The sequence below is a fragment of the Paracoccus stylophorae genome, from assembly GCF_028553765.1.
Classification (GTDB): Bacteria; Pseudomonadota; Alphaproteobacteria; order Rhodobacterales; family Rhodobacteraceae; genus Paracoccus; species Paracoccus stylophorae.
Map to the genome: position 1 here is coordinate 536,674 of NZ_CP067134.1, position 12,419 is coordinate 549,092.

Below are 12,419 nucleotides of genomic sequence, written 5' to 3' on the forward strand. Positions count from 1 at the left end.
TGCGTTCTGGCGATCACCTAAACGCGCGCGTGGCGAAGGTCCAGCGCCGCGCGCGCCGATCCGCCGGCCTCGCCCTCTTTGCAAATACCTTCTGGGGGTCCGGGGGGCGAAGCGCCCCCGGCGGCCGCGGGACGCAAAAGACGCCGCAAATCTGCCGCGACGCCAGGCAGGATCAGTCGCGGCGCAGCCGGGCCATGAAGAAACCGTCCATTCCGCCCAGATCGGGCCAGTAATCGGGGCGCAGTCGCAGCCCGCCTGCGGGCGTGATCCACGCCGGATCGACGCCGGCCAGGTGGGGGGTTTCGACTGACAGGCCGGGATGGCGCGTCAATGCGGCGTCGATCTGCGCCTCGCCCTCGTCCGGCAAAAGCGAGCAGACGGCATAGACCATCCGCCCGCCCGGCGCGATCAGCGACAGCGCGTGGTCGATCAGCCGGGCCTGAAGATCGACCAGGTCGCCGATGCCGCTGCCGTCGCGCAGGACCGGCAGGTCGGGATGGCGGCGGATCGTGCCGGTGGCCGAACAGGGCGCATCCAGCAGCACCGCATCGACCGGCGCGTCGGGCCGCCATGTCAGCGCATCCGCCTCGACGATCCGCGCCTGCAATCCGCAGCGCGCCAGATTGCGCGACAGCCGGGTCAGCCGCGCGGGGCTGATATCGACTGCGCTGACCTGCGCGCCGGCCGCCGCCAGCTGCATCGTCTTGCCGCCCGGCGCCGCGCACAGATCGGCGATCCGTTCGTCCGGCTGCGGGTCCAGCAGGCGCACCGGCAGGGCGGCGGCGGCGTCCTGCACCCACCAGTCGCCCGCCGCGTAACCCGGCAGCGCCGAGACCTGCACCGGCCCATGCAGCCGCACGGACCCCGTCGGCAGCATCTGCGCGCCCGCGACCGCCGCCGCGCCGGGTTTCAGCGTCAGGTCCAGCGGCGCGCCGGCCTGATGGGCAGCCTCGATGGCGCGCGCGGCGGCCTCGCCATAGGCGGACACGACCGGCGCGCGCAGCCAGCCGGGCATCGCCTGCGGCGGCAGATCGCCCCAGCCATCGTGGGTGGCAACCTTGCGCAGGACCGCGTTCACCATGCCCGCCGCCGCCTGCCCGCGCTTGCCCAGAGCCCGGGTCAGCGTCACGGCGGCATCGACGACCCCATGCGCCGCCCCGCCCATTTCCAGCAATTCGACCGTCGCCAGACGCAGCACATCGGCGATCCGGGGCGCAGGTCTGCGCGACAGATAGGTCGACAGGATCGCGTCGGCGCGGTCGCGGTGGCGCAGCGTTTCGGCGGCCAGCCGTCCGGCGCGGGCCTGGTCCGGTGGCGGCAGCGCCTTCAGCGCGCCGGCCTGGTCGGACAGCGACAGCCCCTCGCGCACGCCCTGCAACAGAAGCAACGCCCCCTGTCGCGCCCGATCCGTCCCCGGCTTTGCCAAATCGCTTTCCTTCGCCTAGATGTTGCTGACAGAGTGACACGGACCCTTAAGCCCAATCGAGGGATGTTTCCATGAGCGATCGACCCGATCTGCCCCCCGCCGCAAGACGCGCCCTGGCCGAGGCCGAGGCGCGGCGCAAGGCCGCCGCCGAAAACCCGCCGCTGCCGGTCGAATATGGCGGCCGCGACGGACCCGAGCCTGTGCGCTTTGGCGATTACGAAAAGAACGGCCTCGCGGTGGATTTCTGAGGATGGAGTGGCGGCACGCCTCGGCGGTCCAGCAGGGACGCGCGATCATGGCCGGGCTTCTGGACCCGATCGACCAGACCGAGGCCTATCTGGACGCGGCCGCGAACCATCCCGACGGGCAGCGCATCTATGCCCGGCTGACCGCCGCGCGCGCCCGGTCCGAGGCCATCGCCGCCCATGACCGCGCCAAGGCCGAACTGCGCCACGGCATCCTGGACGGCGTGGCCATCAGCTGGAAGGACAACATCGACAGCGGCGGCACCGTGACCGAGGCCGGATCGAAGCTGCTGGAGGCGCGGGTGCCACGCAAGGATGCGACCGTGCTGGCGCGGGCGGCGCGACACGGGCTGGTCTGCCTGGGCAAGACCCACATGACCGAACTGGCGTTTTCCGGGCTGGGCCTGAACCCGGTGACGGCGACGCCGCCCAACGGGCTCGATCCGGCGCTGGCGCCGGGCGGGTCGTCCTCGGGGGCGGCGGTATCGGTGGCCCTGGGGCTGGCGGCGGCGGCGATCGGGTCGGATACCGGCGGCTCGATCCGGGTGCCGGCGGCGTGGAACGGGCTGGCCGGGTTCAAGCCCAGCCATGACAGCCTGCCGGAAAAGGGCGTGGTGCCGTTGTGCCGCAGGTTCGACACGGTCGGCCCGATCGCCCGCCGGATCGAGGATTGCGCCGAATTGCTGGCCGTGATGGCCGGCGAAAAGGCCGCCGATCTGACCGGGCTTGAGGCGCGCGGGCTGCGGCTGATGGTGCTGGACGGCGCACCGTTCGAGGATGCCGGCGAAGGCCCGGTCGCGGCCTTTCAGGATGCGGTCGAGCGTCTGGGCCGCGCCGGTGCGCAGATCGCGCATGTCACCTCGGATTGGGTGGACAAGGCGATGGACCTGTCGCCGCAGCTTTTCGCGCCCGAGGCCTATGGCATCTGGCGCGCCCAGATCGAGGATGCGCCGGAACTGATGTGGAACCCGATCCTGGAACGGTTCCGCAGCGGTGCCGTCATCGGCGCGCCCGATTATATCGCGGCCTGGGAACAGCTGGTCCGCATCCGGCGCAAATGGATCAAGGAGGTCGCATCGCCCTTTGACGCGGTGCTGTTGCCCACCGTCCCGATCCTGCCGCCGGACGCCGCCCGGCTGATGGAGGATCAGGATTATTACGTCCGCGCCAACCTGCTGACGCTGCGCAACACCCGCATCGCCAATCTTCTGGGCCTGCCCTCGGCCACGCTGCCCACCGGTTTTCCGGGGTGCGGGATCATGCTGATGGGCCATGCCGGGCGCGACCGGCATCTGCTGCGCGTGGCGGCGGCGGCCGAAGCCGCGCTGGCCAGCGACTGAGCCCGCGCAAGGCGCGCGGGTGGGGTCAAGGGGGCGGGGTCAAGGGGGCTGTCTGCCCCCTCTTGGCCTGCGGCCAATTCACCCCCGAGGATATTTTCGCGCCAAAGAGGCGCCGGATGCGCCCGGTCCGGCTTTCGCTGGACGCAAGCCCGCGATCACGCTAGTGTTTATGGCAATAGCGGGGCAAAAGACCCCGGAAGCGAGGCAGTCATGGCAATTCCCGAGCGGTTTTCGAACCTGCCGGATTATGCGTTCCCGCGTTTGCGGGCGCTGTTGTCGGGTATCGAACCGGGCCTGCGGGCCGATCAGGCTCCGATGGTGCTGACCATCGGCGAGCCGCGCCATGCCATGCCCGATTTCGTCGCCCGCGTGATGAATGCCCATATCGGCGAGTTCGCGAAATATCCCAGCAACGAGGGCACGCCGGGTCTGCTGGCGGCGATCGGACACTGGCTGCGCGAACGCTATAGCATCGAGGCGGGGCCGGAACGGATCATGGCGCTGAACGGTACCCGCGAGGGGCTGTTCAACGCCGCGCTGGCCCTGTGTCCCGAAACGAAGGCGGGCAAGCGGCCGGCGATCCTGGTGCCGAACCCGTTCTATCAGGTCTATGCCGTGGCGGCCGCCGCGGTGCAGGCCGAACCGGTCTTCGTGCCGGCGCTGCCCGAGACCGGCAACCTGCCCGATTACGCGGGCCTGCCCGCCGATCTGCTGGACCGGGTGACCATCGCCTATCTGTGTTCGCCCGCCAATCCGCAGGGGGCGGTGGCGTCGCGCGACTACTTGCAGACATTGCTGCGGCTGGCGGAGGCGCATGATCTCCTGATCTTCGCCGACGAATGTTATTCCGAGATCTGGCGCGACGCGCCGCCCCCCGGCGCGCTGGCGGTGGCCGAACAGATGGGTCTGGCGGATCGCGTGGTGGCGTTCAATTCGCTGTCCAAGCGGTCGAACCTGCCCGGTCTGCGGTCGGGCTTTGCCGCCGGCAGCGCGGAACATATCGGTCAAATGCGCCGGTTGCGCAGCTATGCCGGGGCGCCGCTGTCCTTGCCCGCGCAGGCCGTCAGCGAGGCGGCTTGGCGCGACGAGGCGCATGTCGCGGCCAGCCGGGCGCTGTATCAGGCGAAATACCGGATCGCGGACCGGGTGCTGGGCGATGTGCCGGGTTATCGTCCGCCGCAGGGCGGGTTCTTTCTGTGGCTGCCGGTCGCGGATGGCGAGCAGGCCGCCATGACGCTGTGGCGCCGCGCCGGGATTCAGGTCCTGCCCGGCGCCTATCTGTCGCGCGAGGTGGACGGGGAAAATCCCGGTCGCGGCTTCATCCGGGTGGCGCTGGTCGCCACGCCCGAGGAGACCCAGACCGCGCTGACGCGGCTGCGCGAGGTGTTGTATGATGACGATCACGATTGAGTGCGGGGAAGGATAACGGCATGGCAAGCTGGCAGGCGAAACACCGCGATCCGCTGTTCGACCGGAACACACAGGCGGCGCTGGAACGGCGCGGCAAGGAACTGGCCGGGGCCGGGCTGGTCGTCTTGGGCGTGCTGATCGCGATGATGCTGGGCAGCTGGTCGGCGGACGATCCCAGCTTCCTGTCGGCCACCGATGCGCCGGCCGAAAATCTTCTGGGCAGTTTCGGCGCCTATGTCGCCTCGCCGCTGATGATGATCGCGGGGCACGGGTCATGGGTGCTGGTGATCGCGGCCTTCGTCTGGGGGCTGCGGCTGATGCTGCACCGGGGAGAGGACCGGATCATGCGCGCCATCTTCACCCCCATCGCCGTGGCGCTGGTGTCGGTCTATTGCAGCACGCTGACGCCGGGGCCGGAATGGCAGCAGAATTACGGGCTGGGCGGACATTTCGGCGACATGGTGATGGGCGCGATGCTGAACGTGATCCCGCTGAAGGCGCAGATCGGCATCCGGTTCGCGGCGCTGGTCGTGGCCGCGGGCGGCGCGGCCATCGCGCTTTTCGTGCTGGGCTTCGATCGGGCCGAGACGCGGGCGATCTGGCGGCGGTTCCTGATCGGGCTGGTGACGGCCTACGATCTGGCGCTGCGGCTGGCCGGGCGGGGCGCGCAGGTCTCGACCAGCCTGGCGCAGCGTGCCCGCGCGCGTGGTGCGGCACCGCGCCAAGCGCGGTCGGCGGCGCTTGCGGACACCGCCGACGCGCGCCCCGGGCTGTTCCAGCGCCGCAAGTCGCAGCAGGCAGGCGCGCATGTCGCGCCCGACGACGACCTGCCCGAGCCGGAACTGATCGAACGCGACGCGGATTACGACGGCGCCGCCCCCTCGGCCGATGAGGTCAGCGGACGGATCAGCGACGCGATCCGCTCCCGCGCCGGCAGGCCATCGGTGCTGGCCGCGGTGGCCGCGCGGCTTGCGCGCGAGGGGCATCGCGACCTCAAGTCCGACGATCCGCAGGTCGCCGCCACCGACGACGACATCGAGGCGGTCGAGCCTGCGCCGTTCGGGGCCGACCGACAGCGCGTCGTGGTCGCGCCGACGCGCAAGCCCGCCGCGACGACCTCGAAACAGGCGCGCGCCGAGGCCGAGCCGCAGCTGCGCTTCGATGAGGCCGAGACCGTCTATGAACGGCCGCAACTGTCCCTGCTGAGCGCGCCGCGCCAGAGCGACCATCACCAGATCTCGGAAGAGGCGCTGATGGAAAACGCCCGCATGCTGGAGGCGGTGCTGGACGATTACGGCGTCAAGGGCCAGATCGGCGAGGTGCGTCCCGGCCCGGTCGTCACGCTGTACGAGCTGGAACCCGCGCCGGGGCTGAAGGCCAGTCGGGTGATCGGACTGTCTGATGACATCGCGCGGTCGATGTCGGCCCTGTCGGCGCGGGTCAGCACCGTTCCGGGGCGCAGCGTCATCGGGATCGAGTTGCCCAACGCGCGGCGCGAAAAGGTGCTGCTGCGCGAGATCCTGGCCAGCCGCGCCTTTGGCGACGGCACGCAGCCGCTGCCGCTGGCCCTGGGCAAGGATATCGGCGGCGATCCGATCGTGGCGAACCTGGCCAAGATGCCGCATCTGCTGATCGCGGGCACCACCGGGTCGGGCAAGTCGGTGGCGATCAACACCATGATCCTGTCGCTTCTCTACAAGCTGACGCCCGAGGAATGCCGGCTGATCATGATCGACCCCAAGATGCTGGAACTGTCGGTCTATGACGGTATCCCGCATCTGCTGTCCCCGGTCGTCACCGACCCCAAGAAGGCGGTCGTGGCGCTGAAATGGGTCGTGGGCGAGATGGAGGACCGGTATCGCAAGATGTCCAAGATGGGCGTGCGCAACATCGAGGGCTATAACGGCCGCGTCCGCGAGGCGCTGTCGAAGGACGAGATGTTCAAGCGCACCGTCCAGACCGGGTTCGACGAGGATACCGGCGAGCCGATCTTCGAGACCGAGGAGTTCCAGCCCGAAACCTTCCCCTATATCGTCGTCATCGTGGATGAGATGGCCGATCTGATGATGGTGGCGGGGAAAGAGATCGAGGCCTGCATCCAGCGTCTGGCGCAGATGGCGCGCGCCAGCGGCATCCACCTGATCATGGCCACGCAGCGCCCCTCGGTCGATGTCATCACCGGCACGATCAAGGCGAACTTCCCGACCCGGATCAGCTTTCAGGTCACCTCGAAGATCGACAGCCGCACGATCCTGGGCGAGCAGGGGGCCGAACAGCTGCTGGGGCAGGGCGACATGCTGTATATGGGCACGGGCTCTCGGGTGACGCGCATCCACGGGCCCTTCGTCAGCGACGAAGAGGTGGAAGAGGTCGTGACCCATCTGAAATCCTTCGGCCCGCCATCCTATCAGTCGGGCGTGGTCGAAGGCCCGGATGAGGAAAAGGCCGACAATATCGACGCGGTGCTGGGACTGGGCAGCGGCGAGAACGGCGATGACGCGCTGTACGATCAGGCGGTGATGATCGTGGCCAAGGACCGCAAATGTTCGACCAGCTATATCCAGCGGAAACTGGCCATCGGCTATAACAAGGCCGCGCGGCTGGTCGAACAGATGGAGGATCAGGGCGTCGTGTCCTCGGCCAACCATGTCGGCAAGCGCGAGGTTCTGGTGCCCGAGGTCTGACGACCGAGGGTCCGGGCGTCGATTGCAAGCGCAGGGTTCCGATTTCATGACAGCAAGACCCGGCGCAATCGGCACGGATCAGGCTGCCGCAACGCGGCGGTCGGGCGACGGCCACGACCGCGCGTCCGGGCGCGCCACGATCGCGGCGGTCGTCGTGACCCATCAGCGGCTGGACAAGCTGAAACCGACCATCGCCCGGCTGCTGGCCGAAGAACTGGACTGGGTGCTGGTCTTCGACAACGCCTCGGCCGATGGCACGGCGGAATGGCTGTTGGGCATCACGGACACGCGGCTGATCCTGCGCCGCAGCGCGAAGAATCTGGGCGGCGCGGGCGGGTTTTCGGAAGCCCTGCGCGAGGTTCGCGACCGGCTTGACCCGGATTGGGTCGTGGTCATGGACGATGACGGACGGCCGGCGCCGGGGGCGGTGGCGGCGTTCCGGCGGATGGACAAGGCCGGGTGGGATGCCATCGGGTCGGCGGTTTTCCACCCCGACGGCCGCATCTGCGAGATGAACCGCCCCTATCGCAACCCGTTCTGGCGCAGATCCGAATTCGCCCGCACCATCCGTCAGGGGCGGCGCGGATTCCACCTGCGCGACGAGGATTATGCCGCGGATGCGCCGGTGCAGGCGCTGGACATGACGTCGTTCGTGGGGCTGTTTCTGTCGCGCGCGGCGCTGCGGCGGGCGGGGCTGCCGGACCCGCGGCTGTTCGTCTATGGCGACGATCAGCTTTACACGCTGACGATGCGGCGGCGGGGGCTGCGGATCGGCTTTGCGCCCGCGATCCGGTTCGAACACGATACCGAGGCGGTGCAGGCCGCCTCGGGCGTGGTGCTGCGGCCGCTGTGGAAGGTGTATTACATGTATCGCAACGCGCTGATCGCCTATCGCGTCGCGGCGGGGCCGTTCTTCTGGCCGCTGGTGCCGGTGCTGGCGGTGAAATGGCATCGCAAGGCCGCGGATTACGGCCCCGATGCGGCACGGTTCCGCAGCATCCTGAAGATCGCCATCCGCGACGGGCTGGCCGGACGGCTGGAACGCGGGCATGACGAGGTGAAGGCGCTGGCCGGAACCGGGGCGCGCCAGGGCGGCTGATTGCCGCTGGCATCCGGTATCCGAACCTGCGAAACTTTCCCACATGACGATCTGGTCCATTCATCTTCTGAATGCGCGGCACGCCCTGACCCGCGTGCTGCCCGAGATCCGCGCCGCCGCGCGCGAGGCGGTCGCCCGCGTGCGCGATCATGCGGAGCTGCCCGATTTCGATCTGGTGGTGAAAAGCGTGCAGGGCGGGCTGCCCGATTGGGGCGTCGGCGGAACCGCACCCGCGCCGGGCCTGATCGAGGTGACGCTGAACCCCGACCGGTTCGATGCCGCGCTGATGGTCCGCACGCTGGTTCACCAGATGCATCACCTGATCCGGTGGGACGGGCCGGGCTACGGCAGGTCCCTGGGCGATGCGCTGGTCAGCGAAGGGCTGGCGGGGCATTTCGTCGTGCAGGTTCTGGGCGGCAAGCCCGATCCGTGGGATGCGGTGACGCCGCCGCCGGGGCTGGCGCGCAGCGCGATGAACGAATGGGCGCGGCTGGACTACGATCACGACCGCTGGTTCGCGGGCAAGGGCGACATCCGCAAATGGGCCGGCCACGGGCTTGGGCACCGGCTGGTGGCCCGGCACCTGACTCAGCAGGAACCGGCGGATGCGGTGACGCTGGCTCTGGTCAAGGCGGATGCGTTCCGACCCACCATGCGCCAACTGGTCGCGACCGAAACCTCGGCGGGGCAGGATGCGCCTCAGGACCCGGTGCAGGAGGCCACGCCCGAGACAGCGGATCAGCAGGACGAAAGCACGCAGACCGGCGCGGCGGACAAGAACGACCGGATGCAGGACCGCGCGGGCTGAGGATCAGCGCCCCGGCGCACCGCGCAGCGCCAGCGCGATGCCCAGGATCGCGCCGACCGCCGCGCCGCCCAGATGCGCCTGCCACGCGATCGAGGGCACCAGCACCGTGATCCCCACATTCAGCGCCACGATCAGCCCGACGCTGCGCCACATCTGGCCCATCCTGCGGCGCCGGCGATGGCCGACGATGGCCGCGTATCCGACCAGTGCCCCGGCGATGCCGAAGACCGCGCCCGAGGCGCCGATCATCGGTCCGGCCGCCGGCTGCATCACCGCAAACAGCGCCGCCGCGCCGATCTGGCCGGCCAGATAGATCGCGGCCATGGTTCCCGCGCCAAGCAGCCGGCTGAGTTCGCGGGCCACGAAGGCCAGCGAGATCATGTTCATCGCCAGATGCATCGGCCCCGAATGCAGCAGCCCATAGGTCAGGAACATCAGCAGCGGCTGGCCCGGATAAAGGCCGTACCCGTCATGGATCAGCGGCGACCAGAACCCGCCCAGCATGAACGCCACCTGCCGCGCGGCGGGATATCCGGCCATCCCGGCCAGCAGCAACGCAGCCTCGATCGCGCAGCAGGCAAGGATCAGCACCGTGACCCACAGCGGCACCTGGCGCGGCACGGCGGCGGCGCGCGGCGTCCGGCCCACCCGTGGCAGGCGGTCAGTCATCGGCCTTGATCTGGCGCGCCTCGTCGATCAGCATGATCGGGATGCCCGCGCGGATCGGAAAGGCCAGACCGGCAGCCTCGGAGATCAGCTCTTGCCGCGCCGCGTCATAGCGCAGCGTCGCCTGCGTCACCGGGCAGACCAGCGCCTCAAGCATGTGCCGGTCAAAGCTGTGGCCGGAATCCTGTGTCTTGTCGGTCATTGCAGTCGATCCTCGTCATCGCCGCCGCGCAGCGCGAATTCGACCAGCCCTTGCAGCAATTCGCGCCGGTCCCGCAAGGTAGGCGTTTCCAGCAGCGCCTGTTTGTCCCCGGTCGAGAAGGGCAGCATCATGGCCAGCGAATTCACCAAGGTTTCCTCTTCGGCGCGGGCGGCGGCGTCCCAATCGGTCGAAAGCTCGTGCGCGTCCATGTAACGGCGCAAGGCGTCGAACAGGGCATCGCGGTCAAGGTCGGGATCGCGCTCGGGGCCTTTCAGGTCGCGGCGGAAGGGCGACCAGTCGATTTCGCCGTGCAGATAGGGGGCGAACCCTTCCTGCGTGTCCAGCAGGCGGAACCGCGAGATTGCCTTTAGCGAGATCATCATCCGTCCGTCATCGCCCTCGGAAAAGGCCACCACGCGGCCGGCCGTTCCGACCGATGCCAGCCCCTCGCCCTCGGGCTGAATGATGCCGATCAGCCGGTGGTCGGTCTTCAGCGTGTCTTCCAGCATCTGCAGATAGCGCGGCTCGAAGATGTGCAGGGGCAGGCGGGTGCGGGGCATCAGCACCGCACCGTCCAGCGGGAAAAGCGCGATCCGCTGCGGCAGATCGAAATGCGCCCGCATCAGGCGAAGATCATCGACGACAGGCGGCGGCGGCCCTTTTGCGCGACCGGATCGGTGGGTTTGAGACTGTCGAAGATGGTCAGAAGCTGGGCCTTGGCGGCGCCGTCGTTCCAGTCCCGGTCGCGGCGGAAGCTGTCCAGCAGCACGTTGACCGCCTCTTCCACCCGGCCGGCCGCGTGCAGGGCCTGGGCATAGTCCAGCCGCGCCTGCTGATCGTCGGGATCGGCCTCGACCCGCGCCTGCAGATCGGACAGGGGGCCGGCGCTTTCGGCCTGCTGCGCCAGTTGCAGCTGCGCCCGCGCGGCCTCGACCGGGGCGGAGCCCGCAGCCGCCTGCGGCACCTGTTGCAGGGTCGAGGCGGCGGCGGCGGCATCGCCCGCGCCCAGATGCGCGCGAATCAGCCCGCCCCATGCCTCGGCGTTCTCGGGTTCCTCGCCGATGATGGCGCTGAAGGTCTCGACGGCGTCGCCATGCGCGCCCTCGTCCAGCATCGCCTCGGCCGCGGCCAGCGCGTCGGCCAGCCCGCCATCGTCGCCCGACAGGGCGGCCAGCTTGTCCACGAACTGCTTGATCTGGCTTTGCGGCACGGCGCCCTGAAAGGCATCGACCGGCTGGCCCTGATAGAAGGCATAGACCGTCGGGATCGACTGCACGCGCAGCTGGCCCGCGATCATCTGGTTTTCGTCCACATTGACCTTGGCCATCTTCACGCGGCCCTTGTGGCGCGTCACCTCGGCCTCAAGCTGGGGGCCCAGGGTCTTGCAGGGGCCGCACCAGGGCGCCCAGAAATCGACGATCACCGGCACCTGCATCGAGGCGTCGATCACCTCGGCCATGAAATCGGCCTCGGTCACGTCCTTGATGAAATCGCCGGTCTTGGGCGCGGCGTCGGCGCCATCGAAAATCATGGTCATGTCGTCACCAGTGGGTTCGGAATGCGTTTGGCGCAATATGGGGTGTCGGCGCGGCGAGCGAAAGGGTGGATTGGCGAAAGGGCGGATCGTCGAAAGGGCGGATTGGCGAAAGACGGGCAGGGACAGCGGCGCGGTCGGGGAAAGGCGGGCCGCGCCTCAGACACGCAGGTCGAAGCTGGCCAGCACCGGCACGTGGTCACTGGGTCGGTCCCATCCGCGCAGGTGGCGCAGCACGCGGCTGTCATGGCCCGCGCTGGCGATGTCGGGACTGGCCCAGATGTGATCCAGCCGCCGCCCGCGATCCGAGGCGGCCCAGTCGCGGTTGCGATAGCTCCACCAGGAATACAGCTTGCCCTGGGGAATGTCCTTGCGGGTGATGTCCACCCAGTTGCCGGCATCCTGCGCGGCCAGCAGATGTTCGACCTCGACCGGGGTGTGGCTGACGACCTTCAGAAGCTGCTTGTGCGACCAGACATCGTCCTCGCGCGGGGCGATGTTGAAATCGCCCACCATGATCGCGCGTTCGGGCCGGTCGGCGTGAAAGACATCGCGCATCTCGGCCACGAAATCCAGCTTCTGGCCGAATTTCTCGTTCACCTCGCGGTCGGGGATGTCGCCGCCGGCGGGGATATACATGTTGTGGATCGTCACGCCGTTTTCCAGCCGGGCCGCGACGTGGCGGGCATGGCCCAGACGGGCATAGTCGCGGTCGCCCGCATCCGTGATCGGCAGGCGCGACAGGATCGCCACGCCGTTATAGCCCTTTTGCCCCCGCGCCACGATGTGGGAATAGCCAAGGGCGCGAAACTGCCCAAGCGGGATCTTGTCCACGGGCGATTTGCATTCCTGAAGGCACAGGATGTCGGGCGCCTCCTCGCGCAGCAGGCGGGCGACCAGATCCTCGCGCAGGCGGACCGAATTGATGTTCCAGGTGGCCAGTGTGAACATGCGGCTGTCCTTTTTGCGGCGGGCCGTCATCGGGCCGTCGCGGCTTGTGGAATG

Annotated in this window: 12 protein-coding genes; 6 read left to right on the plus strand and 6 right to left on the minus strand. The window is 68.9% G+C overall.

Translation table 11 applies throughout. The features are described from left to right. Positions 1-172: 172 nt before the first annotated feature. Complete coding sequence (locus tag JHW45_RS02635) at positions 173-1,426, minus strand: RsmB/NOP family class I SAM-dependent RNA methyltransferase (RefSeq protein ID WP_419181822.1); 1,254 nt, start codon at positions 1,424-1,426, stop codon at positions 173-175. Between the two features lie 71 nt (positions 1,427-1,497). Here JHW45_RS02635 and JHW45_RS02640 point away from each other — a divergent pair, with 71 nt between their 5' ends. From JHW45_RS02640 to JHW45_RS02665, 6 genes are all read left to right on the plus strand, one after another. Then, a complete protein-coding gene (locus tag JHW45_RS02640) occupies positions 1,498-1,674 on the plus strand; it encodes a DUF1674 domain-containing protein (protein ID WP_272859418.1) in 177 nt (58 codons plus the stop codon). Positions 1,675-1,676: 2 nt separating this feature from the next. Beyond that, positions 1,677-3,011 (plus strand): amidase, encoded by a 1,335-nt coding sequence (locus JHW45_RS02645; protein ID WP_272859419.1) that lies wholly within the window; start codon positions 1,677-1,679, stop codon positions 3,009-3,011. Between the two features lie 210 nt (positions 3,012-3,221). Beyond that, positions 3,222-4,421, plus strand: a complete 1,200-nt coding sequence (locus JHW45_RS02650) for an aminotransferase class I/II-fold pyridoxal phosphate-dependent enzyme (RefSeq protein WP_272859420.1) — start codon at positions 3,222-3,224, stop codon at positions 4,419-4,421. A gap of 20 nt (positions 4,422-4,441) precedes the next feature. Next, positions 4,442-7,105: a DNA translocase FtsK gene (locus JHW45_RS02655; protein ID WP_272859421.1), complete on the plus strand. Its 2,664-nt coding sequence runs from the start codon at positions 4,442-4,444 to the stop codon at positions 7,103-7,105. 46 nt (positions 7,106-7,151) lie between these two features. Next, entirely contained in the window at positions 7,152-8,204 is a 1,053-nt protein-coding gene (locus JHW45_RS02660) for a glycosyltransferase (protein ID WP_272859422.1), read from the plus strand. Between the two features lie 43 nt (positions 8,205-8,247). Then, the gene (locus tag JHW45_RS02665; protein WP_272859423.1) at positions 8,248-9,012 is read left to right on the plus strand and encodes a DUF2268 domain-containing putative Zn-dependent protease; all 765 of its coding nucleotides are present in this window, start codon (positions 8,248-8,250) and stop codon (positions 9,010-9,012) included. A 3-nt stretch (positions 9,013-9,015) separates the two neighbouring features. Here JHW45_RS02665 and JHW45_RS02670 read toward each other — a convergent pair whose 3' ends face one another. The 5 genes from JHW45_RS02670 to JHW45_RS02690 form a co-directional block, all read right to left on the minus strand. Beyond that, complete coding sequence (locus JHW45_RS02670) at positions 9,016-9,681, minus strand: rhomboid family intramembrane serine protease (RefSeq protein ID WP_272859424.1); 666 nt, start codon at positions 9,679-9,681, stop codon at positions 9,016-9,018. After that, the gene (locus JHW45_RS02675) at positions 9,674-9,880 is read right to left on the minus strand and encodes a Trm112 family protein (protein WP_272859425.1); all 207 of its coding nucleotides are present in this window, start codon (positions 9,878-9,880) and stop codon (positions 9,674-9,676) included. The genes JHW45_RS02670 and JHW45_RS02675 overlap by 8 nt, the downstream gene beginning before the upstream one ends. Beyond that, the gene (locus JHW45_RS02680) at positions 9,877-10,503 is read right to left on the minus strand and encodes an LON peptidase substrate-binding domain-containing protein (RefSeq protein ID WP_272859426.1); all 627 of its coding nucleotides are present in this window, start codon (positions 10,501-10,503) and stop codon (positions 9,877-9,879) included. The genes JHW45_RS02675 and JHW45_RS02680 overlap by 4 nt, the downstream gene beginning before the upstream one ends. Next, positions 10,503-11,417 carry a thioredoxin gene (gene trxA, locus JHW45_RS02685; RefSeq protein ID WP_419181823.1) on the minus strand — a complete coding sequence of 305 codons (915 nt, stop codon included), beginning with the start codon at positions 11,415-11,417 and terminating at the stop codon, positions 10,503-10,505. The genes JHW45_RS02680 and trxA overlap by 1 nt, the downstream gene beginning before the upstream one ends. Positions 11,418-11,573: 156 nt before the next feature. Further along, positions 11,574-12,365, minus strand: a complete 792-nt coding sequence (locus JHW45_RS02690; protein ID WP_272859427.1) for an exodeoxyribonuclease III — start codon at positions 12,363-12,365, stop codon at positions 11,574-11,576. Positions 12,366-12,419 lie beyond the last annotated feature (54 nt).